Annotated in this window: 21 protein-coding genes and 2 pseudogenes; 6 read left to right on the top strand and 17 right to left on the bottom strand. The window is 59.4% G+C overall.

Annotated elements, in window-relative coordinates; translation table 11 throughout:
• Positions 1-2: 2 nt before the first annotated feature.
• Complete coding sequence (locus tag LKR43_RS06165; protein WP_370632074.1) at positions 3-509, bottom strand: Lrp/AsnC family transcriptional regulator; 507 nt, start codon at positions 507-509, stop codon at positions 3-5.
• A 140-nt stretch (positions 510-649) separates the two neighbouring features.
• Here LKR43_RS06165 and glmS point away from each other — a divergent pair, with 140 nt between their 5' ends.
• Positions 650-2482 (top strand): glutamine--fructose-6-phosphate transaminase (isomerizing), encoded by a 1833-nt coding sequence (gene glmS / locus LKR43_RS06160; RefSeq protein ID WP_227683110.1) that lies wholly within the window; start codon positions 650-652, stop codon positions 2480-2482.
• A gap of 134 nt (positions 2483-2616) precedes the next feature.
• Here glmS and LKR43_RS06155 read toward each other — a convergent pair.
• Both LKR43_RS06155 and LKR43_RS16285 read right to left on the bottom strand, forming a co-directional pair.
• Positions 2617-2751: pseudogene (locus LKR43_RS06155) on the bottom strand (type I restriction enzyme endonuclease domain-containing protein); the annotation flags it as partial.
• A 572-nt stretch (positions 2752-3323) separates the two neighbouring features.
• Positions 3324-3935, bottom strand: a complete 612-nt coding sequence (locus LKR43_RS16285) for a transposase (protein WP_227683107.1) — start codon at positions 3933-3935, stop codon at positions 3324-3326.
• An 869-nt stretch (positions 3936-4804) separates the two neighbouring features.
• Here LKR43_RS16285 and LKR43_RS06145 point away from each other — a divergent pair.
• On the top strand, positions 4805-5863 hold the full coding sequence (locus LKR43_RS06145; protein ID WP_227683105.1) for a LacI family DNA-binding transcriptional regulator: 1059 nt from the start codon (positions 4805-4807) through the stop codon (positions 5861-5863).
• Between the two features lie 13 nt (positions 5864-5876).
• Here the strand turns inward: LKR43_RS06145 and LKR43_RS06140 are convergent, their stop codons facing one another.
• The 11 genes from LKR43_RS06140 to LKR43_RS06090 form a co-directional block, all read right to left on the bottom strand.
• Positions 5877-7094: a CaiB/BaiF CoA-transferase family protein gene (locus LKR43_RS06140; RefSeq protein ID WP_227683103.1), complete on the bottom strand. Its 1218-nt coding sequence runs from the start codon at positions 7092-7094 to the stop codon at positions 5877-5879.
• Positions 7095-7147: 53 nt separating this feature from the next.
• The gene (locus LKR43_RS06135; protein WP_227683102.1) at positions 7148-7966 is read right to left on the bottom strand and encodes a CoA-transferase subunit beta; all 819 of its coding nucleotides are present in this window, start codon (positions 7964-7966) and stop codon (positions 7148-7150) included.
• Positions 7963-8865: a CoA-transferase gene (locus tag LKR43_RS06130; RefSeq protein ID WP_227683101.1), complete on the bottom strand. Its 903-nt coding sequence runs from the start codon at positions 8863-8865 to the stop codon at positions 7963-7965. Before LKR43_RS06130 ends, LKR43_RS06135 begins: the two co-directional genes overlap by 4 nt.
• 36 nt (positions 8866-8901) lie before the next feature.
• Complete coding sequence (locus tag LKR43_RS06125) at positions 8902-10977, bottom strand: 3-hydroxyacyl-CoA dehydrogenase NAD-binding domain-containing protein (RefSeq protein WP_227683100.1); 2076 nt, start codon at positions 10975-10977, stop codon at positions 8902-8904.
• 2 nt (positions 10978-10979) lie between these two features.
• A complete protein-coding gene (locus LKR43_RS06120) occupies positions 10980-11939 on the bottom strand; it encodes a 3-hydroxyacyl-CoA dehydrogenase family protein (protein WP_227683099.1) in 960 nt (319 codons plus the stop codon).
• A 16-nt stretch (positions 11940-11955) separates the two neighbouring features.
• A complete protein-coding gene (locus LKR43_RS06115; RefSeq protein ID WP_227683098.1) occupies positions 11956-12813 on the bottom strand; it encodes an ABC transporter permease in 858 nt (285 codons plus the stop codon).
• The gene (locus LKR43_RS06110) at positions 12810-13766 is read right to left on the bottom strand and encodes an ABC transporter permease (protein ID WP_227683096.1); all 957 of its coding nucleotides are present in this window, start codon (positions 13764-13766) and stop codon (positions 12810-12812) included. The genes LKR43_RS06115 and LKR43_RS06110 overlap by 4 nt, the downstream gene beginning before the upstream one ends.
• Positions 13763-14773: an ABC transporter ATP-binding protein gene (locus LKR43_RS06105; protein ID WP_227683094.1), complete on the bottom strand. Its 1011-nt coding sequence runs from the start codon at positions 14771-14773 to the stop codon at positions 13763-13765. Before LKR43_RS06105 ends, LKR43_RS06110 begins: the two co-directional genes overlap by 4 nt.
• A gap of 10 nt (positions 14774-14783) precedes the next feature.
• Positions 14784-15827: an ABC transporter ATP-binding protein gene (locus LKR43_RS06100; protein ID WP_227683093.1), complete on the bottom strand. Its 1044-nt coding sequence runs from the start codon at positions 15825-15827 to the stop codon at positions 14784-14786.
• 93 nt (positions 15828-15920) lie between these two features.
• The gene (locus LKR43_RS06095) at positions 15921-17279 is read right to left on the bottom strand and encodes an acetyl/propionyl/methylcrotonyl-CoA carboxylase subunit alpha (protein ID WP_227683092.1); all 1359 of its coding nucleotides are present in this window, start codon (positions 17277-17279) and stop codon (positions 15921-15923) included.
• Positions 17276-17500 carry an acetyl-CoA carboxylase biotin carboxyl carrier protein subunit gene (locus LKR43_RS06090; RefSeq protein WP_227683091.1) on the bottom strand — a complete coding sequence of 75 codons (225 nt, stop codon included), beginning with the start codon at positions 17498-17500 and terminating at the stop codon, positions 17276-17278. Before LKR43_RS06090 ends, LKR43_RS06095 begins: the two co-directional genes overlap by 4 nt.
• Before the next feature lie 148 nt (positions 17501-17648).
• Here LKR43_RS06090 and LKR43_RS06085 point away from each other — a divergent pair, with 148 nt between their 5' ends.
• The 4 genes from LKR43_RS06085 to LKR43_RS06070 all read left to right on the top strand — a co-directional run bounded on the left by LKR43_RS06085 (position 17649) and on the right by LKR43_RS06070 (position 22359).
• Positions 17649-18836: an acetyl-CoA C-acyltransferase gene (locus tag LKR43_RS06085; RefSeq protein ID WP_227683323.1), complete on the top strand. Its 1188-nt coding sequence runs from the start codon at positions 17649-17651 to the stop codon at positions 18834-18836.
• Positions 18829-20373, top strand: a complete 1545-nt coding sequence (locus tag LKR43_RS06080) for an acyl-CoA carboxylase subunit beta (protein ID WP_227683090.1) — start codon at positions 18829-18831, stop codon at positions 20371-20373. Before LKR43_RS06085 ends, LKR43_RS06080 begins: the two co-directional genes overlap by 8 nt.
• 45 nt (positions 20374-20418) lie before the next feature.
• Positions 20419-21987 (top strand): ABC transporter substrate-binding protein, encoded by a 1569-nt coding sequence (locus LKR43_RS06075; protein ID WP_227683088.1) that lies wholly within the window; start codon positions 20419-20421, stop codon positions 21985-21987.
• 75 nt (positions 21988-22062) lie between these two features.
• Positions 22063-22359 carry a transposase gene (locus tag LKR43_RS06070; protein ID WP_227683087.1) on the top strand — a complete coding sequence of 99 codons (297 nt, stop codon included), beginning with the start codon at positions 22063-22065 and terminating at the stop codon, positions 22357-22359.
• Between the two features lie 126 nt (positions 22360-22485).
• Here the strand turns inward: LKR43_RS06070 and LKR43_RS06065 are convergent.
• From LKR43_RS06065 to LKR43_RS06055, 3 genes and pseudogenes are all read right to left on the bottom strand, one after another.
• Positions 22486-22807: pseudogene (locus tag LKR43_RS06065) on the bottom strand (hypothetical protein); the annotation flags it as partial.
• A gap of 55 nt (positions 22808-22862) precedes the next feature.
• The gene (fahA, locus tag LKR43_RS06060; protein WP_227683086.1) at positions 22863-24149 is read right to left on the bottom strand and encodes a fumarylacetoacetase; all 1287 of its coding nucleotides are present in this window, start codon (positions 24147-24149) and stop codon (positions 22863-22865) included.
• Between the two features lie 14 nt (positions 24150-24163).
• Complete coding sequence (locus LKR43_RS06055) at positions 24164-24952, bottom strand: 3-hydroxybutyrate dehydrogenase (protein WP_227683085.1); 789 nt, start codon at positions 24950-24952, stop codon at positions 24164-24166.
• Positions 24953-25086 lie beyond the last annotated feature (134 nt).

Raw genomic sequence — 25086 nt, 5'->3', positions numbered from 1 at the left:
TTCTAAGCCGTGCGTTGCGCAGGCAGCACCGTGCGCGTTTCAAACTTGCTTCGATGAATTGAAAAGAAGCTGCGCACATTGCGCACATTGGCGTGCGACGTGAACATTTCATGCGCCATGGCGTGATAGGCCGGCATATCGGCCACCTGCGCCACCACAATAAAATCCGGCCCCGGCGAGACCCGATAGCATTGCAGCACGGCGGGAGCCTGACTGATGGCGGCCTCGAACGCATCGAGGTGTTCCGCCGTTTGAATATCGAGCGTGATTTCAATAATGGCAGTCAGGCTGTTGGCTACTTTCTGCGGATTCAGTATGGCCACCTGCTTTTCGATCACGCCCGCTTCCACCAGCCGACGCACACGACGCAAACACGTCGGTGCCGATGCGTGCACGCGCTGGGCAAGCTCCTGGTTGGTCAGGGCGCAGTCTGTCTGGATCTGTTCCAGAATGCGTAAATCGAGATCGTCGAACGTAAGCTGGCTGTCTGGAGTATTCATATATTTCATATTATCATCATTAATGAAATATATTGTCGACATAAAAAGTCACAGAAATATTAATTCAAATATATAAAAAATAAGAAATCATATTTCTTTAAAGCTTAAGCACAATACACGGGTTACTTAAATAACTGGAGTACCAGATTATGTGCGGAATAGTTGGCGCCGTTGCGCAACGGGACATCACCCCCATTTTGCTCGAAGGCCTGCAGCGCCTTGAGTACCGCGGCTATGACTCCTGCGGCGTTGCCGTGCATGCCGATGGTGAACTGCGGCGTGCGCGCAGTACCGAGCGCGTTGCCGAACTGGCCGAACAGGTTCGCAAGGACAGCATCAGCGGCTTTACCGGCATCGCTCATACCCGCTGGGCTACCCACGGTGCACCCGCCACCCACAATGCCCATCCGCATTTTTCCGGGCAAGGCAAGAGCAACGCACGCATTGCACTGGTGCATAACGGCATTATCGAAAACCACGACGAACTGCGCGCCGAATTGCAGGCGGCCGGCTATGTATTCGAAAGCCAGACCGACACCGAGGTCATCGCCCACCTGGTTGACCACCTGTACAGCAGCGACCTTTTCGAAGCCGTGCAGCAGGCAAGCCGCCGCCTGATCGGCGCCTACGCCATCGCCGTATTCTGCCGCGACGAACCCCATCGTGTCGTGGGGGCGCGCCACGGTTCCCCCCTGGTCGTGGGCCGCGGCAACAACGAAAATTTCCTGGCATCCGATGCCCTCGCGCTGGCCGGCACAACCGACCAGATCATCTACCTGGAAGACGGCGATGTAGTCGACCTGCAGCTGAACCGCGTCTGGATAGTCGACCAGGCCGGGCAGGAAATCCAGCGTGAAGTGCACACAGTTCAAGTGCATACCGGTGCCGCCGAACTCGGCCCCTATCGCCACTACATGCAAAAGGAAATCTTCGAGCAACCTCGTGCCGTTGGCGACACCCTGCAGGATATCGAAAGCATCACTCCCGAACTCTTTGGCGACGGCGCCTACAAAGTGTTCAAGGAAATTGACAACGTATTGATACTGGCCTGCGGCACCAGTTACTACGCGGGCCTGACAGCCAAGTACTGGCTGGAATCCATCGCCAAGCTGCCCACCAACGTTGAAATCGCCAGCGAATACCGCTACCGCGACAGCGTGCCCAATCCACGATCATTGGTGGTTACCATTTCCCAGTCGGGCGAAACCGCCGACACACTGGCCGCGCTGAAGCACGCCCGCAGCCTGGGCATGGCGCATACGCTTACCATCTGCAATGTGGCCACCAGCGCCATGGTGCGCGAATGTGCGCTTAATTACATTACCCGGGCCGGCGTAGAAATCGGTGTGGCCTCGACCAAGGCCTTTACCACCCAGCTGACCGCGCTATGCCTGCTGACACTGGCCCTGGCACAAACCAAAGGCCAGCTAAGCGACGAGCGCGAAACAGAGATGCTTAAATCATTGCGCCACCTGCCGGTAGCCATCGGCGCCGTACTGGCGCTGGAGCCGCAGATCATGGCCTGGGCCGACCGCTTTGCCAGCAAGGAAAACGCCCTGTTCCTGGGCCGTGGCATGCATTACCCCATTGCCCTGGAAGGCGCGCTGAAGCTGAAGGAAATCAGCTATATCCATGCCGAAGCCTACCCCGCAGGCGAACTCAAGCACGGCCCGCTGGCGCTGGTGACCGAAGCCATGCCGGTGGTGACCATTGCGCCGCGCGATGAACTGCTGGAAAAGCTGAAATCGAACATGCAGGAAGTGCATGCGCGCGGCGGCGAACTCTATGTGTTTGCCGACGCCGACACCAAGATCGTGAGCAGCGACGGCATACACGTGATTCGCATGCCGGAAAACTACGGGAAGCTGTCACCGATACTGCACACGATTCCGTTGCAACTGCTGGCGTATCACACCGCGTGCGCACGGGGGACTGATGTGGACAAGCCCAGGAATCTGGCCAAGAGCGTGACGGTGGAGTAGGGGGAGTCTTTGCTAGTGTTGTCTGAAGCGAAGAAATAAAGTCTGTCGAGAGGGAATAAAGTCTGTCGATTTTCACAGAAACGCTCCAGAACGAAGGAAGATGCTCTGAAGGGTGACAATAAAAAAAGAATGCCTTAGAGCGGATTCCAGTCTTCTCCGAGCTTTTCTGCTTGTTGTAAGACGAGTTCGATCGCTGCTTCCGCCATATCAGGCGGGTATTTGTATTTGCGCAGAATACGCTTGACCATCAAACGCAGGCTGGCGCGTACGGGAATCGCGCCGGTATGATTTTTTGACAAAAAAATCCCTACGGTGCTTGACAGCACCGATATTCATTAGCATGATGTGTATAGGTCTCTACGCCTAAATGCACATGCTAAAAGTTAGCTGCCGGCCATTGGCAGCTAACTTTTGTGCGATTCCTGTAAAAAGCTATGTTTTCGACATGTGCTTCTCCCCTTTATGCTCGAAGAGCCTTGGTTTCCATACAGAGTCGGCTATATCCTATACCTAAAACGCAATAGATAATAGCCCCTTTGTTCTCGTAACTTATTGATAATAAACAGAAAAAATGTATTGTTAGGATGAATTCAATCTTCTGAATGATTCCTCAGGCGCAGTGCATCCTGTGCTTAGCGTTGGTTGCGCGCGTGCAGTCTTCGTCTCTTGAACTGGACGTGGCTGGTGGTGGTTTATGAATTTGGTAGTGCATATGTAGTAGTAAGAGAAAGTTGTTTACCTTCTTACTAGCCTACAGATCCGGTTCCTCAGATAGCAATCTTCGTGGGTACCTAGTTTGGAATTTCTGACGAACGCGTTGCTTTAGCCGACTCGAAGGTAACTAGAATAGCGATGAAAACAGGGGACTATCCCGACGTCTCTGGGCTTTTTTAGCCTCTTCCTCTGCTTGGTACTTCAAGCGCCTCTTTTCTGTCTTCTCGCGCTGGTACCGGAAAAGGAATTCATTTTGGTCTGGTCTTTTGAAAAACTTATCGCGAGCCCATTGTGTGAAAGAACTCGTTTCATGGGAAGTACAGCGACCTTCCGAAAAGTATTCATTAAGCACAACGATTAATTCAATCTGGCGGGCTGCCGTTTTTCGAGTGACGTCAATTTCAGCTGCTAAACTCCCAGCCCCTATGGTGCGTATGGTCAAGGGGCCAAAGTGCGTCAAGCAGTACAGCCACTTGGAAAGTGGCATGCGGGAACTGTCTAGTATGGTGTCGCCTCGCACGCTAAACACATACGGATTGCCGGCGCCGCCTAGAAGTTCTGTTACGTGTGGTGTAGGACAGCGATAAAAGCCAGGTTGGCCCTTTCGCTTCTCTTTATATAACCGTTCTCCACCACATCGCGGGCACCTGACCTGCCTATTAGGCCAGCGATAGGCCTCCAAGATGGACCGTGCTTTGTTCTCTGGGTAGTCCCTCAGGAATTGTTTGATGGAAGTCATGACACCGAAACTTACCTTGTGAAAACCAGTACGGTGAATAGCTAAACTGACGCCCTTCTAATTGTCAAGCCGCTATCTGCACTCGATTAATCTCTTGATTACGGCTTCGCAGAACATAAAACACCTCCCGCGCGATGTAGCGCTTCAAGCACCTCAAGACTTCCAATTTGGATAGGCCTTGCCCGGTGCGCTTCACCATACAGATGACACGATGAGAGTGACCTCGTATCGCAATGTCTTCAAAGACGTCTCAACGCCGGTTGAAATTTAACCCATCGGAGCTGCGGACAAAATCTTGGACTACCTACGAGTAGTTCATGTATTCATATGCATATGAAGACCGACTGCGAGCCGTCAAGCGTGACCACAAGCTGGGGCGGCGGTTGAGTGCGGCACCTGCGTCCGCTGGGATATTCGGCCAAGAGTTCACTTAAGGCGTGGTGTGCTAAATTTGCAGATAGGCAGGACCTACGAACGGGGCAGCGGCGTGAAAAGTGGCAATACAACGAAGAGCAGAAACGTCGGTCAGCGTGGAACAAGGCTACGTTTGATTCACGCGATTCGATGCCAAGGCTATCTAATTCGCGAGACACTGCGCGCCTCGATGTGGAAGTTACGTCTCGAATTCGCCCATACGATCGCCGGGAGCAGTTCTGCTAGCGTCCCGCGCTCGCGCGGTGTTGAATTTCGTTTGCCATATTGCGCTTCCTCTATCCTTAAATGGTAATACCATTTGCTCGGAATGCGCAATTTCGCTCAGGACATGGGGCTAACGTTCTTTATAGGGCTGCGGGCGTGTAAAATACTGCCTCACAAACGATTTTATTTTGGCCTGCCTTCAATGGCAGACACTTCGCCGTGGCAACATTATGAGGAACAACAATAGAGCCCGCCCTACGTTGCGCGACGTGGCCAAAGCATGCGGTGTTGCGCCCTCGACTGTGTCGAACGCACTTGCCGACAAAGCCGTCGTCAAGCCCGAAACGAAGGCGCTGATCCGCAAGATCGCCCATGAGCTGGGCTATCGGGTTTCACCGCTTGCCAGTGGTTTGCGCACGGGCAAGACGCGGTCTATTGCGATGATCGTGTCTGATATCACCAACCCCTTCCACGGCGAAGTGGTGCGGGGTGCCGAAGACGCGTTGATCGAACGCGATTACCATCTATACATCGCCAATACCGACGGCAGTCGCGGCCGGCAAAGTCAGTACATCCAACACTTTATCGACCGTCAGGTCGACGGCGTGATTCTGATGAGTTACGCGTCAAACGATGAAGACATCCAGGCGTTGGTGCGCGCACACGTGCCCACGGTGCTGCTGGTACGGCGCCAGGATACGGTGGAACAGGATTTCTCGGGCATTGAGAACGAACACAGTGTGCATTCGGTGCTCGAATTCCTCACGTCGTTGGGCCACCAACGCATTGGCTTCATCGGTGGGCCTGCATCATCGAGCGGCGCCCGTGAAAGATTGAATGCGTACCGCAGTTTCATGCAGAAGCACGCGGGGCACGCTGACCCGGCGCTCGAAGAAAGCGGCGAATACTCCATCGATTCCGGCCACCAGTCAACCTACCGGCTGTTGCGCCAGAATCCGCGCCCTACGGCAGTATTGGTGTCGGAAGACATGACCGCGTACGGGGTCTTGATGGCGGCGTCAGAGATGGGCATCAAAGTGCCCGAGGAACTGTCGATCGTGGGGTGGGATGACCTGTTTGCATCGCGGCTTCCTCAGATCAATCTCACCACCATGCGCGTGCCGAAGCGACAGCTGGGCGCCAATGCGGCCAAGCTACTGCTTCAGCGCATGGCTAATCCTTCTGCCGACGTTGAAACCCTGCTCGTGCGGCCGGCACTGGTGGTGCGATCCACCACCGGCCGCGCGCCGCAAGAAGAACAAGCGGTGAACGCGGCCTCTCAGGAGTGAGAGCGCCGCTCGCTCACCCTTCCTTTACGGTGTCGCGGTCGGCGGCATCGATCACTTCACTGTCGATCAGCGACTGAATCGTCGTGTCGGTGTAGTTCAGCCACGACGAGAGCACCTCGTGGGTGTCTTGCCCCAATTCCGGCAGAGGCCGATCCACTTTGAGTGGTGTGTCCGAAAGCCGGATGGTGACGCCTTGCATGGGTACCTTGCCAACGCGGGGGTGATCCACTTCCACAATCTGCCCGCGGTGCTTCAACTGCGGATTCGTGACGACGTCGTCAATGGTGGCAACCTTCGCGCACGGCAGGTCGGCGGCCTGCAATGTAGCTAGTACCTCTTCCGTGCCCCGTGCGCCGATCCAGTCGGCTGCGATCTTTTCCACTTCGGCGGCGTTATCGATTCGGGCGGCGAATGAGCCGTAGCGCGGGTCTTCCAGCAAATCGGGCCGACCAATGGCTTGGGCGAAGCGTGGGAACATGGTTCCTGCGGTGATATACACCCAATCGTTGTCGGCGGTGAGATAGCTGGCCGTGGGCGGGCCGTAGCGGTCGCGGTTGCCACGGCGGGTCATGCGGTTGCCCATCAGCATGCGCTCAGGAATGGCCGTGAGCAACAGCGACACGGCGCTGTCGAGCAGAGCGACGTCCACCACCTGGCCCTTCCCGGTGCGATGGCGCGCCTGCAAGGCGCCCAGGATGCCTACGGTGGCATAGCTCGCGGTCACGTAATCGCAGATATAGGTACCGATTACGCTAGGCGGGCCGTCGGGGTCGCCCGTTAGATCCATGAGGCCGCTACTGGCTTGCGCAATAACGTCAAAGCAAGGCCGCTCGGCGAATGGGCCGTCTTGGCCGAAGCCCGAAATACGGGCCATGATGAGCCGCGGGTTCAGGGAGTGCAGGGTTTCCCAATCGCAGCCCATTTTCTCCATGGTGCCGGGGCGGAAGTTCTCGATCAGGACATCGGCTTCTTTAACGAGTTCGCGAAGCAGGGCCTGGCCCTCGGGCTTACGCAACTCAATGGGCAGGCTCTTCTTATTCCGGTTGTACACCATGGAATAAAGGCTATTGCCGCCCAGCGCAGGCTCGTAACTGCGCACGAGTTCGCCGCTACCCGGCTTTTCAATCTTGATCACTTCCGCGCCCATGTCGCCCAGCATCATGGCGCAGTACGGGCCCGAAATGAATCGGGAAAGATCGAGAACTCGCAGCCCTTCTAAGGCTCCAGACATACTATTTACCTCTTCATTTTTTCAGGTCGACTCAACACACGCACTGCGGCGACTCAACTGGTCGGCAACAGCAGCCCGTACGGGTCGACTTCGTTACGCAGGAGCTCCAACTCTTCTGCGCTGGGTAGCGGGGTGACCGGCACGTCGTTCAACGGCCCCAGATCAAACCCGGTGCTCTCGCGCAGGTCGTCGATGGAAACGCCTGGGTGGATGGATTTCACACGCATGCGCCCGACGTCTTTGTCGAAGTCGAAAATGCATTTGGGCGTGAAGACCAGCTCAGGGCCGCCCGACTCGATGCCCAGTTCGCGGCGCCCTTCCAGGCCACCGGGGTAGCCCACGCCGGAAATAAAGTCGACTTTCTCAACGAAGCGGCGGGCGTCGTGGTTGGCCATCATGATGTACTCACGGCCAAAGAGCGTCATGTGCTCGGGCTGCAGTACTGGGCCGATGAGCCGCACCTTGGGGCTGTGGTAATCGCCGATACACACGCTGTTGATGTTGCCGTACTGGTCAACTTGGGCACCGCTGGCGAAACCGAAATCGATATCGCCGCGCTTGATGGCCCAGGGGTGGTTCGGGAATCCGCGCGACTGCGCTTCGCATTCCAGGTCGCGCAGCTCTTCGTCGAACTCGGAGTTGGGCAGGGAAGTGAGTTGGCGCAGATTGGGGTTGTGCACCCACCCGGCCAGCATGATGGTGAGGCTGGGGGCGTGCGTGAGCCGCGCCAGTTGGGCGGCGGCCAGCGGAATCGACGTGGCGAAACGCGCTGCGCCGTCGCCGGTTGTAAGGCCCGTGAAGCCCAGTTCGCCTTCCTGCAGGTCATGGGCGAGGGCCACGGTGATGATCTCGTAAAGGTTGGCTTCTCTCATAACGCAATATCCATTTTCCGAAGGCTCAGCAGGGTCTCTAGGCCGATCTTGTCGAGGTACTCGATATGGCTTTCAACGCCATACACGTACTCATCGAGGTACTGGCGGAACGTTTCCGGCGACTTGGCCGCTTCCAGATAGTGCTTCACGTGGGCATCGTCGCCCCCGTATACACCCAGCATCGACGTGGGGTGAGCGCCCCAAGGCGCTTCCACCACGGCAGTGGTGCGATACGACGGAATCTCTACCAGGTGAGGATGCTTACGTATCTTCTGTGTAGATACGATCTTCTCGACGGTGACAATCACTTTGTCGCAACTGCGTGCCAGAGTGATATCGAGGCTTTGCGGCGTGAGTCGGCGTGAAGGCACGAGCACATTGCCGTACTCGTCGCCCAAGGTGGCATGAATCACCACCACGTCGGGGTCGGCCGGCGGCACCGCCCAGGCCTTCTTGCCGGTGAGCGGGCAGTTGAAGGGCTTGATGTCGGGGTTGATGCGCAGCAGATCGTTTCCGCCCAGGAAATAGGCGGGCCAAAAGGAAAAGTTCTCCTGGCTGGCACGGAAGCGATCCATGCTCAGGATCTCGGGGTAGTCCATGATCTCGAGCTCGCCCGCTTCCACAGCGCGGCGGAAGTTGGGCGCAAGCCCGAACTTCTCGAAGCCCACGTAAGAGGTCTCGACGCGCTTCAGGCACCCTGCCCCGGTCAGGATATCGACATCATTGCCGTTCACGATGCCGACAACGGTGAGGTCTTTCTTCTTCTGGCGAATCAGCTCATACACGAAGGCCATGGGGTGTTGGTAAACCCCGAAGCCGCCGACGGCAAGGCGGTCGCCGTCTTGAACCAGCGCTGCGGCTTCCTTCAGGCTAATCAGTTTGGATTGACGTTTCTTCACATTCACATTGAGTCTCGCTTTCTGTAAGAGGGGCGCTTAGGCCGGCAGGTCGCGCCTGGAAAGTGCGTGTACGGACAAGCCTTCATCCGCCAGCGCCCGTAACAAGTGGGCCGGTTCAAACGCCGGGTCGCCCAGCTCTGCAGCCAGCTTCTCCATCTTTGCGCACAGCGTCTTGAGCCCCATCTGCTCGGCATAGAACATTGGCCCGCCTGTCGAGCGCGGCCAGCCATAGCCGTGGATCAGCGTCACGTCGATGTCATCGGCGTGGCAGGCCATGCCTTCTTCCAACAGACGGAAGCCTTCGTTAATCACGGGCAGCAGCGTGCGGTCGAGAATTTCTTCTTCCGACAGCTCGCGGCGCTGTACGCCCTGCTGTTCCGACACCTTTTCGATCAATGCGGTGATCTCGGGGTCGTCGACCGGCTTGCGGGAACCCGGCTCGTAGCGGTAGTAGCCCGCTTGCGTTTTCTGGCCATAACGGCCTAGTGCGCAGATAGCGTCGGCCACCGGGAAGACTTGCCCGCGCGACTGGCGCACGTTCTGCGCGACATCGAGACCGGCCATGTCATTCACGGCCAGGGGCCCCATGGGGAAGCCGAAGCGGGTGAGTGCGTCGTCGATCGGGCGCGGCAGCGCACCATCGAGCAACAGACGGTCGACCTGCTGCGAGCGCTTGCCGATCATGCGGTTGCCCACGAACCCGTCGCAGACGCCCACCACCACACCGATCTTCTTCATGCGACGGGTGAGGTCGAGTGCCTGGGCGAGTGTGCTGAGGCTGGTCTTTTCCCCACGAATCACTTCCACCAAACGCATGATGTGCGCGGGGCTGAAGAAATGCATGCCCACGACGTCGGCGGGGCGGCCTGACGCGGCAGCGATTTCGTTCAGGTCGAGCGTAGAGGTGTTGCTGGCCAGTACCGCACCGGGGCGAGCATGACGGCCCAGTTGCTGGAAGATGTCCTTCTTCACCGCCATGCTTTCGAAAACGGCTTCGATCACGACATCGGCGGGCGCTACAGCGGCAATATCCACCGCTGTGGTCAGTCGCTGCATGCGCGCTGTTTTCTCTTCCTCAGTCAGCGTGCCCTTGTCGATGGCACGTTGATACTGGCCGGCGACGCCTTGCACGGCCTTGCCGGCTGCAGTCTCGTCGACATCGATGAGGGTGACGTTGAGGCCGGCATCGAGCAACGACATGGCGATACCCCGCCCCATCATTCCTCCGCCCACGATGGCTACCGTGGCAGCCGGCTCGAAATCGGCTTGAGTGCTGGCCGGCAGCTTACCCACGCGCCGCTCAGCAAAGAAAACATGACGCATCGCTTGCGACTGAGCGCCTTCCTGCAGCTTGGCGAAGAGCTCGCGCTCGAGTGCCAGCCCCACTTCGAGCGGGCCGTCGACGGCAGCCCGCACGGCCTGCACGCAAGCATCGATGGCCTCTTGACCGCGATGGCGCTTCAGTAGACGCGCCGCTTCTTGATCGAAGGCTTCCCGTTCTTGTGCTGAAAGCGTAATCGGGGCGTTCGCTCGTGATGGCACGGTTTGCGAGCTCTTACCGAGCGCCACTGCGGCGGGAATCAGCTCGCCCTGCGCGATCTGGTCGATGAGCCCGAGCTCGAGTGCACGCTTAGCGGGAATCTCTTCACCTGAGCAAATCGCCTTCAGTGCCTCGACCGGGCCGATGAGACGCGGCAGGCGTTGGGTGCCCCCTACTGCCGGCAATAGACCCAGCTTGGATTCCGGCAGGGCATAGCGCGACGAGGCCGTGCCCACGCGCAGGTGGCAGCCCAGGGCCAGCTCCAACCCGCCGCCCAGCGCACGACCGGAAATGGCCGCGATCACGGGGCGGTCGCATTGCTCGATGGTTTCGATCAGGCTGGCGATTGAAGGCGGCTGTGCGGGGCGCGTGAACTCGGTGATGTCGGCGCCGGCGCTGAAGAAGCGCTCGCTGCCGGTGACCACGAGTGCGACAAGGCTGCGATCGTTTTCGAACGCCTCGAGCGCGTCTTTCAAACCTTGGCGCGCCGCCTGATTCAAAGCATTGACGGGCGCATGATTGATCGTGGCAACAAGAACGCGATCGATCGTCTGTTGAGTAACGGTGGTCATGACTACACACTCCTTCCTGTCGTGACCACGGAGGCGCAGGCGTTCAGCACCGAGAGCAGCCGCTCGTCGCGACGTCGTGACACTTCGTGCACGCTCATGCCCCCGTAATCGTAGAATCCCTTGCCCGTTTTCACACCGAGATTGCCGTTCTCGACCCGCTCGAGCAGCGTGCGCGGCGCGAGATCGACCGGTGCATCAACGAACTTGGCATTCTTGAAATTCTGGGCGCTCAGATCGAGCCCCGTGAAGTCGTAACGCTGCATGACGCCCAAGACCATCATGCGCGGCGCCAGACTGGCTTTAACCGCCTGATCGATGCCTTCGGCAGTGATGTAGCCGTTGTCGATCAAGTAAAAGGCTTCCCGGCCCAGGGCGCGCAGCAGCCGGTTGATGACGAACCCGGGCACGTAGCGGTCGAGCTTCACGGCGGTCTTGCCCAAGTCGGTAAGCAGCCGCTCGGCCGACTCAATGTGCTGCGACTCGGTGGTGGGGCCGGGCACCAGTTCCACGAGCGGCAGGATGTGCGCCGGGGCGAACCAGTGTGCGATTAGCAACCGGCTCTGTAGTTCGGTGGGTGCCAGTTCGAAGACGTCAAGCGACGAGGTATTGCTCCAGACCACCGCATCGGCGGGCGCCAGTTGGGCCAGCTGATTGAAGATGTCTGTCTTGATGGCGGGCGATTCGCTGGCCGCTTCGACTACGATGTCGGCATTGGCCAGGCTCGCTTCCAAGTCAGGCGAGAGCGCGATGCGCTGCTGCAAGGCATCAGTCTGTTCCAGAGTCAGTTGCCCGCTTTCTATAAACACCTCGGCGATCTTGCGTAGGCTTTCGCTGGCCGAGTCGAGGCGTTCCTGAGAGATGTCGTACAAGGCGACGGCATGACCGCCCGCCGCGAAGGCGTGGGCGATTCCGGTGCCCATCAGGCCTGCGCCGATAATCGTGATCTGTAGTGGGGAATTCATTTCAGCTGCCATTTCTTCAACGTCTGTCAGAGGTGGGGTCGAGCAATACGCGCAGCGATTCGCCCAACGCATTGAAGGCCAGCGCTGCGCTCAGAATCGCGAGGCCGGGCGGATAGATCTGCCACGGAGAAATCTCCATGTAGTTGTAGGCGCGGGCCAGCATCCCGCCCCAGCTGGCGGCCGGCGGCTGTACGCCCAGGCCCAGGAAGCTGAGGCTCGCTTCCGCCAGCAGTGCCGCCGCCAACAGCAGCGTGATCTGCACAATGACCGGGTGGATGATGTTCGGCAGGATATGGGTCCATAGCAGCCGAACATGGCCGGCACCGGCGCAACGGGCGGCCTCGACATACTGTTCGTTCTTCACCACCAGGGTCTGGGCGCGCACGAGGCGGGCCAAAATGGGCGAGAACACCAGGCCGATGGCAAACATGGCGTTCACCAGATTGATGCCCAGCGCCCCGGTTACACCGATGGCCAGCACAATGGCCGGGAAGGAGAGCAGCGTGTCAATAACGCGGCCCACCAGGTCGTCGAGCCGGCCGCCGATATAGCCGGCGAACAGGCCCACCGGCAGGCCGATGACCACGGCCACGCCCACGGCGAATAGGCTGCCGAATACGCTGGCCGGTGCGCCGTAGATCAGGCGGCTGAGAATATCGCGGCCCACGTCATCGGTGCCGAGCCAGTGCGCGCCACCGGGTGGTACCAGCACCTGGCTATAGTCTTGCTCGATGGGCGAGTACGGGGCCACGAAGGGGGCCAGCACCGCCAGCGCGGTCAGGCCCAGCAGATACGCCAGGCTCACGAGGGCCCGTTTGTCGGAGAGGATGCGCCGCCACAGATTGCGCCGCGGTCGTATGGCTTTGACGTTCATTGACGTAGGGTCCGGGGATCGATGATGGTGTAAAGGATGTCGATAACGAGGTTGATGACCAGAACCAGAATCACCATGGCGAGCACCACCCCCTGCACAACAGGGAAGTCTTTGGCCACCGCGCCTTGTACGACGAGGCTGCCGATGCCCGGTATGGCGAACACCGCCTCGATGACTACGGTGGCGCCCAGCAGGCGGTTCACCAGCAGGCCCATCACGGTCAACAGGGTCACACCGATGTTTTTCAGGCCGTGCAGGTAGATGATGCGGAAGGTCGACAAGCCCTTGGCGCGCAAGGTGCGCACGTACTGCGAGGCCAGCACTTCGCTCAACGCGCTGCGGGTTTGCCGCGCAATCTCGGCCGTGCCGCTGGCGGCGAGCGCCATCGACGGCAACAAGGTGTGGTACAGCGCCGAGATCGGGTCATCGGTAAAGAGCACCGCTCCCGTGGCCGGAAACCATTGCCGGTTCAGGGCAAAGCCGGTGATCAGCAACATGGCCAGCCAGAAGTTCGGAACTGCAATACCGACCGATGAGAAACCCATGATCGTGGTGTCGAGCGGCGTGCGTGCGCGGGTGGCCGCCATCACGCCGAGCGGCACACCAATCAGTACCGACAGGCTTAACGACACCGTGACGATCAAAAGCGTGTGTGGCAGCGTGCGGAGAATGGCGTCGAGCACGGGCTCGGAGGACATCATCGACACAGACAAATCGCCCATGAAGGCATTGCCCACCCAACTGGCGTACTGAACCAGGAACGGCCGGTCGAGGCCGAACTGCTGGCGTACCTGCTCAATACGCTCCGCTGTAGGATTCTCGCCGGCGTACAACAGGGCCGGATCGCCGGCCACAAGCTGCATCAGGCCAAACACCAGGAACGTCGCAAGCAGCAGGGTCGGGACGATCTGAAACACCCGGCTGCCGATGGCGCGTACTCGAACCGCGTTCATGACTGGGCTCCTTGCGATACGGCGGGGGCATCAGCGACGATCGACGAGCCGGCGTAATGGCAGGCGACCCAATGATTCGGGCCGTGCTGTTCCCAGGCCGGCGTTTCGGCGGCGCAGCGCTCGGTGGCCAATGGGCAACGCGTGCGGAAGCGGCAGCCCGACGGCGGATTTAACGGGCTGGGAATTTCACCTTCAAGGATGATGCGCTTGGTCGTGCGCATCGAGCGCGGCAAGGGCACCGGCTCGGCCGATAGCAGCGCCTGGGTGTACGGATGCATCGGGTTATTCATGAGCGTTTCGGCCGGGCCCAGCTCCATGAACTTGCCCAGATACATCACTGCAATGTTGTCGCTGATGTGCGAAACCACGCCCAGGTCGTGCGAAACAAACACATAGGTCAGGCCGAACTCTTCCTGCAGTTCAGCCAGCAGGTTGAGCACGTCGGCCTGAATCGAGACGTCGAGCGCCGCCACGGCTTCGTCGCAGACGATGGTCTGGGGCCGACAGCTGAGCGCACGAGCGATATTGGCCCGTTGCTTTTGCCCGCCCGACAGCTCATGCGGATAACGGTAGGCCAGTTCGGTGTGCAAACCCACGCGCGCCATCAGTTCCATCACACGCTCGTCGCGTTGACTGCGTGTCATGGCGCCTTCGATGTCCAGCGGCTCACGAATACTGGCGCCAACGGGCATGCGCGGATTCAGCGAGGCGTTCGGATCCTGGAAGACCATCTGATAATCGCGCCGGTGTTTGCGCATCTGCGCTGAACCCAGTTTGTAGGGGTCGCGCCCGGCGTGCTCCAGTGTTCCCGCTGTGGGCTTTTGCAAGCAGACGATCACACGCCCGAGCGTGGATTTGCCGGAGCCGGATTCGCCGATGATGCCGAACGTTTCTCGCGGCTGCACGGTGAACGACACGCCGTCAACGGCGCGCACCGGCTGGCGGCTGCCCTGCACGGGGAACAGCACCGACACGTCTTTCACTTCGATTAGAGGTTGGTTCTGCATAATTCCTCTTTCAGGAAACCGAACCGGGAAGGTTCAGCTCGTCATGCCGGTGGCAGCGCACGGCGTCTCCATTGGGTAGCGGCAACATGGGCTGCGGCATGTGGCAAGGGTCGATGGCATGCGGGCAGCGGTCGGCGAACCGGCAGCCGGTGGGCATGGTGTCGGGCGGCGGAACGCGACCGCCAATCGACGGCAGCGGCTCGCCTTTACGGCCAAAGCGTGGCAACGAGCGCAACAGGCCCGAGGTATAGGGGTGGCGCGGGCGATGCAGCACCGAATCGATCATGGCGTCTTCGACGACCTGGCCGGCGTACATCGTGAGCATGCGTGAACAGACCTCCGACACCGCGCCCAAGTCGTGCGAAATGAACAGAATCGCCGTATTGGTTTCTTCGCTCAGCTTGCCCATCAGATCCAAAATCTGAGCCTGAATCGTCACATCGAGCGCCGTCGTGGGTTCGTCGGCGATCAGCAGGCGCGGCTCACAGGCCAGGGCCACCGCCAGCATCGCACGCTGGCGCATACCGCCGGAAAGCTGGTGTGGGTATTCGTCGAGCCGCTTGCGTGCGGCCGGAATCCCCACCTTGTCGAGCATCTCGACGGCGCGTTCGCGCGCCGCCTGGCGGCTGATGTTGAAGTGCTGGCGAACGCCTTCGGTAATTTGTTGGCCCACCGTGAACACAGGGTCGAGTGCGCTCATGGGCTCTTGGAAAACCATGCCGATCTGCCGGCCGCGCAGCTTGCGCAGCTCGCGCTCCGGCAAGCCCACCAGGTTGCGCCCCTCGAGCAGGATTTCGCCCGTAAGCACGGCATGGCGCGGCGGCAGAAGGCCCAGCATAGCCAGGCCGGTGACCGTCTTGCCGCTGCCGCTCTCGCCCACTACAGCCAGACGCTCGCCCTGAGAAATCGAGAACGAGAGGTCGGGCACGATATTCAGCAGGCCTGGGCCTGCACGGAACGAGATACTCAGGTTTTTCACTTCCACCAATACGGGGGGAGCGTTCTGTGCCTGTTGTCTCCGGTTCTCGCTCGTCTGCTTTTCTGTATCCGGCATAGATTCGTTAGGGCCGAGGCCCCATTCCTGCGTTGGTCGCCGAGAATCGAAATAAAATCGTTTCGATTCTCTAACGAAATTCCGTTTTTGGGTCTAGGCCACGGCCGTCCCGGGGTAAAGGCTCAAGAATTGCGTGGTAGGCGTCCCATTGAGCACGGCATCGTGGCTCATTAGGGCCTGCAGCATACCCAGATTGGTTTCCACCCCGCTGACCTGGAAAGCCGCCAGCGCATCGCGCATGCGAGCCGCAGCCAGTTCACGCGTTTCGCCCCACGTAATCACCTTCGCAATGAGCGGGTCGTACAGATGCGTGACTTTCATGCCCTGGGCATAGCCCGTATCGACCCGCACGCCTGCGCCTTCCACTGGCGGTGCGAAGGTTTCCAGCACGCCCGTGGACGGCAGGAAATGCTTGGCCGGACGTTCGGCGTACACGCGGCATTCGAATGCGTGACCATGCTGGTTCAGCGCCGACTGTTCGATCGGTGCCAATGTGCCCGCTGCCAGCTTGATCTGCATGGCAACGAGATCAGCGCCGGTGATCATTTCGGTGATGGGGTGCTCGACCTGAATGCGCGTGTTCATTTCCAGGAAATAGAACTCGCCCGTATCGGTGTCGTAGAGGAACTCCACCGTGCCGGCGCCCCGGTACTTCTGGCCGCAAGCCAATGCCAGCGCGGCCGCACGCATTTTTTCGAGCGTGGCTTCTGGCAGATTGGGGGCCGGTGCCTCTTCCACCACCTTCTGATAGCGCCGCTGAATGGAACAATCGCGCTCGTACAGGTGCACGGCCTGGCCATCGCCGAAGCCAAAAACCTGCACCTCGATATGGCGGGGCTGCGCCACCAGACGCTCAAGGTAAATGGCGCTATCGCTGAAGTGCTTGCCGGCCAAGTCACGGGTGGCCCGTACGGCCGCTGCCAGATCTTCGGGCTTCGCCACGGCGCGCATGCCAATACCGCCACCGCCGCCCGACGCCTTCACCAACAGGGGGAAGCCCACTGAGGAGGCCGCCTCGGCAAGCGCTGCGTCGTCGGCAGACAGAATGGCGCTGCCGGGCACGACGGGCACACCCAGCTCAACGGCCAGTTGCCGTGCCTGGTGCTTGCTGCCCATGGCAACGATGCACTCGGGCGTAGGGCCGATCCAGGCCATGCCGGCTTGCTCGACCGCCGTCGCAAATTCTGCGTTCTCAGCCAGGAAGCCGTAGCCGGGGTGAACCGCGTCGCACTGCGCCTTGCCGGCGATCTCGAGAAGCGCAGCCTGATTCAGGTAGCTTTCGGTTGCGAGTGCGCCGCCCAGCGGGTACGCCTCGTCGGCCTGCTTCAGATACGGCGCCTGTGCGTCGGGCTCTGAGTACACGGCCACGCTCGCGACACCGCACTGCCGACAGGCCTCGATGATGCGGGCGGCGATTTCACCGCGGTTGGCAACAAGAACCTTGCGGATCATGACGCAGCCAGCTCAACCAATAGTTGGCCTTCCTCGACCGTGTCGCCCTCGGCCACGTGTATGGCGCTGACGCGGCCGGCGGCCTCCGCCTGCACGGGGATCTCCATCTTCATGGATTCCACCATCATCACCACGTCGTCTGCGCCCACTTCGTCACCAACGGCCACTTCGACACGCAGCACCCGCGCATTCACTTCGGACTCAATTCTGGTTGTCGACACTGTCTTTCCTTCATTCGTTGACCCGCCCCGAAAACGAGGTGAGCTTGACAATAAAATCGATTTTATTCTAAGATGTTTTCAACGTCGAGTCAATGCAGGTTCCGCTTTGCGACTCGCCTGCACATGCTTACCTTCTGAATCGGGAGTCATCTTGAACGCAGTAATTCTTTCCACGGCCCGTACCCCCATCGCCAAGGCCTATCGCGGCGCGTTCAACGACACGCACGGCGCCACGCTGGGTGCCCACGTCATCAGCCATGCTGTACAACGTGCCGGGGTGCAGCCCACCCAGGTCGAAGACGTCATCATGGGTAGCGCGCTGCCCGAAGGCGCCACCGGCGGCAACATTGCACGCCATTCTTTGCTCCGCGCGGGGTTTGACCCTTCCGTGCCCGGCGTTACGGTAAACCGGGCCTGCGGTTCCAGCCTTCAGGCCATCGCCTTCGCAGCGCAGCGCGTACGCTCGGGTGAGGCCGACCTGCTGGTCGCCGGCGGCGTTGAGTCGGTGAGCCTGGTGCAGGATCATCGCAACGTGCATCGCTTTCGCGAGCCCTGGATCGAGGAAAACCGCCCCGACCTTTACTGGTCGATGATTCAAACCGCCGATTACGTGGGCGAAAAGTACAGTGTGTCGCGCGAAGAGCAAGACCGCTTCGCACTGGAAAGCCAGCAGCGTGCGGTGGCGGCTCAGGCGGCCGGGCGGCTCGATCAAGAGATCGTTCCGCTCACCACCGTGAAAGTGCTGCGCGACAAGGCGGGCAACGAGCTGGGCCGCGAAGAAGTGACGCTGCAGGCCGATGAAGGCGCCCGCCCCAACACCACTCTCGAATCATTGGCCGGCCTGAAACCGGTGGGCGGCGCCAACGGCACCGTAACCGCTGGAAATGCCTCGCAGCTTTCCGATGGCGCATCGGCGTGCGTGGTGGCCAGCGAACGATTCGCTGAGCAGCACGGCATCACGCCTCTGGGTCGTTACATCGGTTTCGAAGTGGCCGGTTGCGAACCCAATGAGATGGGCATCGGCCCCATCTTTGCCATTCCACGCCTGTTGAAGAAGCACGGTCTCACCGTCGACGATATCGACCTGTGGGAACTGAACGAAGCCTTCGCCGTACAAGCCGTTTATTGCCGCGACTTCCTGGGCATTCCCAGCGAGCGCCTGAACGTGAACGGCGGCGCGATCGCCATCGGCCACCCCTACGGCATGACCGGATCACGCCTCGTGGGCCACGCCTTGCTGGAAGGCCGCCGTCGCAACGCCCGCTATGTCGTGGCCACGATGTGCATCAGCGGCGGGCAAGGTGCTGCAGGGCTGTTCGAGGTGATTCATGAATAAGCTTACGCCCCAGGAAGAGCTGCACGTCCGGCGGGCTCAGGCGCTGCAAATGGGTGGCGAGAAGAAACTCGCCGCCCGCCGCGAGCGTGGCGCGCTGAATGCGCGCGAGCGTATCAATACCTTGCTCGACAAAGGTTCTTTCCTGGAAGTGGGCCTGCTGAACCATTCCGACATGCCCGGCATGGAAGAACGCACGCCTTCCGACGGGCGGGTGTGCGGGTATGGCACGATCGACGGTCGCCCCGTGGTGGTGAAGGCCGATGACCAGACCGTGCTTGCCGGTTCCGGCGCGCGTGTGGCCAGCCGCAAATCCCATGAAGTGGCCATGATGGCGCTGGAGAAGGGCTACCCCTTCATCAGCATGGGCGAAGCGGGCGGCGCACGTATTCCTGATATTCAGGGGTCGGATGGCCTGAGCTCGTCGGGCCTGAAGCTCGACATGGCGCTGCGCGATCGCCGCGTGCCCTCGGTGGCCACCGTGATGGGCGAATCGTTCGGCTCGCCGGTCTGGTATGCCGCCTTCGCCGATTTTGCCATTCAAACCAAAGACAGCTGCATGGCCGTGGTGAGCCCGCTGGTGCTCGAAGTAGCCACCGGCGAGAAGGTTACGAACGAAGAGCTGGGTTCCTGGAAGGTTCACGCCCGCCAGACCGGGTTGATCGACCGCGTGGCCGAGAACGAAGAAGAAGCGCTGGCGTTGGTGCGCGAGTACCTGTCGTACATGCCGTCGAACTGCGACGAGCTGCCGCCCGTGCTGCCCTACGATGACGAGGCTCAGGAGCGCCAACAGAACCTGACGAGCATCTTGCCCGAGTCGGCGCGCACGGCGTACGACATGCGCAAGCTGCTGCGCACGCTGGTCGACCACGAAACGCTATTCGAGCTCAAGCCCGAGTACGACAAGAGTGTGATCACCTGCCTGGCACGCATCGACGGCCAGGTCGTCGGCATTATCGCGAACAACCCCATGTTCAATGCCGGCGCCATGGGCCCCAAGGGCTGCGCCAAGTGCACCAAGTTCATTACGACCTGCGACTCCTTCCACATTCCGCTGATCTTCCTGCATGACACCCCGGGATTCTTTGTGGGGAAGAACGCCGAGCACGCGGGCGTGGCGGGCCAGATCATCAACTTCTTTGAAGCCGTGGCACACGCCACCGTGCCGAAGATCGCACTGGTGATTCGCAAGTCGTACGGCATGGCCTACTACAACATGGGCGGCGGCCCCATGAACATGGATTTCCAGTACGCCTGGCCCAGCGCCGACATCAGCTTCATGGCCCCCGAGCTGGCCGCTGAAGTCACATTCGGCCGCAAGCTGAGCGCCGCAGAAGATCGCGACGCCGCGAAAAAAGAAATCGTTTCGGAAATGCGCAGCCAAAGCTCGCCGTGGCGAGCAGCCGGCCTGCATTACCTCGATGACGTGATCGACCCCGTCGAGACTCGCGAGGTGCTCAAGCGCAGCCTGCGCATTGCGCGCGGCAAACGCGGCGGCAAATCGGAACGCAAGTTGGCCGCCTGGCCCACCACTTTCTAGTACGTAGGTTTTACCCATTCAGCACACAAAGGAAGGGAGACATAGATGACATTGCTATTCAAACGCCAGACGGGCGCTTTTGCCCAGGCACTGAAGCGGCGTGCAGGCCGCCTGGCCGGGGTTGCCGCACTGGCCCTCGCCACCACCCTGGTGTTGCCGGCAGCACCGGCCCATGCCGCGGAATCCGAACTTCGCGTCGCGTCGTTCCGCCACCCCACCACGCTTGACCCGCTCACTGGCAGCTCGGGTTACGACCATGCGTTCCTGTACCCCGTGTACGACACCCTGATCGGCATGGACCCGGCAACGCTGGAACTTAAGCCGGCACTCGCCGAGAAGTGGACGTTTACCGACCCGAAAACGCTGGTGCTCGACCTGCGTGAAGGCGTGAAGTTCCACGACGGCACGCCGTTCGACGCCGAAGCCGCTCTGTACAACCTTGAGCGCGCACGCGCCGGCGAACGCTCGAACGTCAAGTCGACCATGAAGGCCGTTGAGCGCATTGAAGTGACCGGGCCGATGCAAGTGACTCTGCATCTGAATACGCCTGACATTTCGCTGCCCGGCGTACTGACCGACCGCGCCGGCATGATGGTTTCGCCGAAGGCGGCCGAGAGCGGCGACGAGCTCGACCGCAACCCTGTGGGCACCGGCCCGTGGAAGTTTGGCTCGTGGACAAGCAACGACACACTGGTTTTTCAGCGTAACGCCGCCTACTGGCAAGACGGTGTGGCAAACGTCGACGCTCTGAACTTCGTGTATGTGGCTGACGTGAACACCGGCCTGCGCTCTGTCGTAGCCGGCCAGAACCACTTCGTTTACGGGCTCTCGCCCCAGCAGAGGTCGGTGGTCGACCGCGCCAACAACGTGGTGGCCGTGAGCGCCCCCACGCTGCAAGTGAACCAGTTCTTCGTGAACTACGGTAAGAAGCCGCTCAGCGACGCCCGTGTGCGTGAAGCCGTGAATCTGGCGATCAACCGCGACCAGTTCACTAAGGTCACCACCCTGGGCCTGGGCAAGCCGGCTTCCAGCCTGTTCCCGGAAGAGTACTGGGCACACGACCCCAGCATTCAGTACGAGCACAACGTGGCTCGTGCCAAAGAACTGCTGGCTGAAGCCGGGTACCCCGACGGCGTGACGCTATCGGCTGTTGGCCTACCAGATCAGGCCTGGCAGCAACGCCAGGAAGTGCTGATCAGCATGCTGGCGCAGGCTGGCATCAACCTGGATGTGGTGCGCCTGGCCCCGGCCGCCGCGCTGTCTCGCTTCTTCCGTGAAAACAACGACGACGTGTTCATCTCGCTTTGGACCGGTCGTGCCGACCCGTCGACCACCTTCGACGGCCTGTTCGCCCTTGAAGCGTTCTTTAACGCCGGCCACGTTGACGTGACCGATGGAGAGCTGATCAAAGCCATGGAAGAAGCCCGCAGTATCGTGGACCGTGAGGAACGCGTGGTGGCGTTGAAGAAAGTGCAGCAGATCTTGCACGACAACGACCTGTTCACCCCGCTGAACTTCGAAACGCAGCTGAATGCTCACACCGACAAGCTGGAAGGCTTCGTGCCGAATCTGCTTGGCAAGCCGCGGTTTGATGGCGTGGCTTTCAAGGAGTAGGTTAGCAGTTACCGACGCCCGTGTTTTGAGGGGCGGGTGAACCGCCCCGGGGTTCGTGGAGGGCTGGAAGCTCAATTGGACAGTGCGCGTCGGGTGCGTGAGATCCCTGGCGTGGGGTTACTGGGCTCTACCGCGCTCGCGGCGGTGCTGGGCACCGATGCCAAGGGGTATCGCAACGCGCGCGAGTTTGCCGCGAGCCTGGGGCTCGTGCCTTGCCACCGAGGGACCGGTGGCAAGGTAGCCGTGGGTCACTTGAGCGAACGCGGCGATCCGTACCTACGCAACCCGCTCATGCACGGCGCGCGCGGTGCTCTTTCACGCGAAGCACCGCAGTGCGCGGCTGGAACAAATCCTGGCTCAACGGCCCTTTAATGTGGTGGCGCTGGCCAACAAGATGGCACGTATCGCCTGGGCACTGATCGCCCACGGTCGGAGTTTAGCGGTAGTAGTAACCGTCTTGTTTTAGCAAGGAGGCTGCAACCGTTCTCGCCATGTCAATCACAGCACAAATTCGAGTTGACACACAGGGTGGCGTCCATATAAGGCTGATTGGTTTAAGTTAGACCTCGATAGCGACCTTTTAGTCTGTTGCCGATCATAATTGTCTTCAGCTTCCGCCAGTGCAATAAACCGGATGGGCGCCAGCAGGAGGTGATGGTTGAACCACGATACCCATTCCAGCGTGACTAGGTCCACTGATGCCTTGGTATTCCAGGGGCCACGGCGATGAATCACGTCGGCCTTGTACATCCCATTGATGGTTTCCGAAAAAAAGCATTGGCGTAGCTGTCACCACGTCACCCACAGAGGGCTCAATGCCGGTAAACTACTTCAATTGAAACTCTCGACGACTATGATTACGACTGTAATACGTCCTATTCCACAACACGTGCTCTGCATTCACCAAAGCCGATGCTATACAAATCATCGCGTGCACAATACGCGGTGAAAATCACCTCATCACCATCCTCTAAAAATGTGCGCTGTTCCCCCGACGAAAGTGTGATCGGTGTGCTTCCACCCTTCGTCAGTTCCAGTAGACTGCCATTACCCGAATCGTCAGGCGTCGAAATTGTTCCTGTTGCCATCAGATCGCCAGATCTCAGATTGCACCCCCCTACAGTATGCTGTGTCAGCATTTGAGCTGGAGTCCAATAAAGGTGTTGCGCATGTGAGTTTGAGATCGTGCACGCTTCAAGATTTTGCGTTCGCATCAACGCTGTCGACACATGCACATCAAGATGAATATCCAGTCCGCCGTGCGCCTGGTCCTGACTGCTCTTCAAATAATCAAGCAAAGGAGGATCGTCTTTCGCACGTTGCATGGCAGAACGACGAAAAGGTGCTAGCGCATCAGCCGTGATCACCCACGGAGATAAGGTTGAAGCGAAGTTCTTTCCTTGAAAAGGTCCAAGTGGCCGATACTCCCAGGCCTGAATATCACGTGCAGACCAGTCATTGAAAAGACTGTATCCTGCAATATGATTTTCAGCCTGTTCGAGAGACACTGAAGTGCCCTGCGATGTACCAGGACCCACCCAGACACCCAGCTCCAGCTCGAAGTCCATACGCTCACTGAGCTGCAACTCAGGGCCATTCTCGCGTTCAACCTGCCCACGTGGGCGACAGACCGGCTGCCCTGAAGGTACAATTGACGAGCTGCGTCCGTGATAGGCGATTGGCAGGTGCTTATAGTTGGGCAGTAATGGATTGTCAGGACGAAACAACGAGCCTGCTTTGACGGCATGATGAATCCCACAGTAGAAATCGGTGTAATCACCGATATCTGCCGGCAGCCTCATTAGACTGTCGTTCCTTTCTCTTAGTATCTGCAGCTGATGTCGTTGTGCCGGGCTTTCCTGCTTCAGCAATTCGAATAAAGCGTGACGCACTTGCAACCGCGCTGGAGCATCCAGTTGCATCCAGCCATTCAGACGCGATGATCGCAATGCGGTCTGCGCCGCGTGATCCAGAGCACTCAGGTAGCCAAGATCAAGAGCTGCCTGTACGTCCAGCACATAATCGCCGATTGCAACGACAATCCGGCCGCCCCCTTCATCAAGAACTCCCATAGGCAAGTTCTGCAGCGGAAATGTTTTGTGACCTGTCGCGTCGGGAACCCAGCTGCGACAGTCCGGTTCGTGTGTGTGATCAATTCTCATGATGGTTTCCTTGATTATTGAGCGGTTGTGCCGCCATCCATGGCCCAGGCCACGCCCCGTACTTCAGAGGTAGCGGGTAAACACAGAAAAAGCGCAAGCTCAGCGATCTGTTCTTTAGTAACGAATCTCCCTGATGGCTGGCGCAAGCCAATAAGACGTTGGGTCGCAGCATCGTTGTCGAGCCCTTCACGCTGGGCAAGAACATCAATTTGTTTCTGTACAAGTGGTGTGTGAACCCAGCCCGGGCAAATCGCATTGCAGGTGATGGCGGTTGAAGCGAGCTCTAGAGCGACTGATTTAGTCAGCCCAACCAAACCGTGTTTTGTAGCGTTATATCCAACTTTGCCACCTCTTCCGCGCAGGCCGCTGATAGACGCTATATTGATGATGCGTCCCCAATCGCGCTCTTGCATGGCAGGTAACGCCATTCGAATGGTGTGAAAACTGGCTGATAAGTTGATAGCCATCATGTCATTCCAGACTTCGGGCGGAAAATCGGTTATCGGACTGACATGTTGAATGCCTGCATTGTTGACGAGGACGTCTAATGCCCCATAGCGTTGGTTCAGTTCAGCCACCATCTGCTCGATCTGAGCATAATCACGCAGATCGCAGTCGGCAAAGTGGGGACGGCTTCCGTAGCTTCTTTCAAATGTGTCACATAAATCTGTAGCCTGCTCCTCACTGGCAAGTCCATGCAATACCAGACGAGCTCCGGCTTGCGCCAATCGGTTTGCTATGACTAACCCGATGCCGCTGGTTGATCCTGTTACCAACGCGACTCGACCATTCAATTCATTCATCTGTTTCCCCCAAATTGATACCCACTAGAACATCACAACTAGGTATGAGGTGGACTGGTAGCGAGTAGCAAAGTAATCTCGGAAAACAGTTTAGCCACAACAATTAATTAAATCCAATACATAATTGTTCCTTC

This window comes from Pusillimonas sp. MFBS29 (assembly GCF_020687695.1).
Lineage (GTDB): Bacteria > Pseudomonadota > Gammaproteobacteria > Burkholderiales > Burkholderiaceae_B > Pusillimonas_C.
The sequence above is the reverse complement of the archived record's forward strand: the minus strand, read 5'-3'. Positions and strand labels throughout refer to the sequence as shown.

Bases quoted from the DNA above. Each gene is read 5' to 3' on its own strand.
- LKR43_RS06055 (WP_227683085.1), bottom strand. From the start codon at position 24,952: ATGAATGAATTGAATGGTCGAGTCGCGTTGGTAACAGGATCAACCAGC.
- LKR43_RS06120 (WP_227683099.1), bottom strand. From the start codon at position 11,939: ATGAATTCCCCACTACAGATCACGATTATCGGCGCAGGCCTGATGGGC.
- LKR43_RS06075 (WP_227683088.1), top strand. From the start codon at position 20,419: ATGACATTGCTATTCAAACGCCAGACGGGCGCTTTTGCCCAGGCACTG.
- LKR43_RS06125 (WP_227683100.1), bottom strand. From the start codon at position 10,977: ATGACCACCGTTACTCAACAGACGATCGATCGCGTTCTTGTTGCCACG.
- LKR43_RS06135 (WP_227683102.1), bottom strand. From the start codon at position 7,966: ATGAGAGAAGCCAACCTTTACGAGATCATCACCGTGGCCCTCGCCCAT.
- LKR43_RS06100 (WP_227683093.1), bottom strand. From the start codon at position 15,827: ATGCCGGATACAGAAAAGCAGACGAGCGAGAACCGGAGACAACAGGCA.
- LKR43_RS06140 (WP_227683103.1), bottom strand. From the start codon at position 7,094: ATGTCTGGAGCCTTAGAAGGGCTGCGAGTTCTCGATCTTTCCCGATTC.
- LKR43_RS06080 (WP_227683090.1), top strand. From the start codon at position 18,829: ATGAATAAGCTTACGCCCCAGGAAGAGCTGCACGTCCGGCGGGCTCAG.
- LKR43_RS06095 (WP_227683092.1), bottom strand. From the start codon at position 17,279: ATGATCCGCAAGGTTCTTGTTGCCAACCGCGGTGAAATCGCCGCCCGC.
- glmS (WP_227683110.1), top strand. From the start codon at position 650: ATGTGCGGAATAGTTGGCGCCGTTGCGCAACGGGACATCACCCCCATT.
- LKR43_RS06145 (WP_227683105.1), top strand. From the start codon at position 4,805: ATGAGGAACAACAATAGAGCCCGCCCTACGTTGCGCGACGTGGCCAAA.
- LKR43_RS06110 (WP_227683096.1), bottom strand. From the start codon at position 13,766: ATGAACGCGGTTCGAGTACGCGCCATCGGCAGCCGGGTGTTTCAGATC.
- fahA (WP_227683086.1), bottom strand. From the start codon at position 24,149: ATGAGAATTGATCACACACACGAACCGGACTGTCGCAGCTGGGTTCCC.
- LKR43_RS16285 (WP_227683107.1), bottom strand. From the start codon at position 3,935: ATGACTTCCATCAAACAATTCCTGAGGGACTACCCAGAGAACAAAGCA.
- LKR43_RS06115 (WP_227683098.1), bottom strand. From the start codon at position 12,813: ATGAACGTCAAAGCCATACGACCGCGGCGCAATCTGTGGCGGCGCATC.
- LKR43_RS06105 (WP_227683094.1), bottom strand. From the start codon at position 14,773: ATGCAGAACCAACCTCTAATCGAAGTGAAAGACGTGTCGGTGCTGTTC.
- LKR43_RS06165 (WP_370632074.1), bottom strand. From the start codon at position 509: ATGAAATATATGAATACTCCAGACAGCCAGCTTACGTTCGACGATCTC.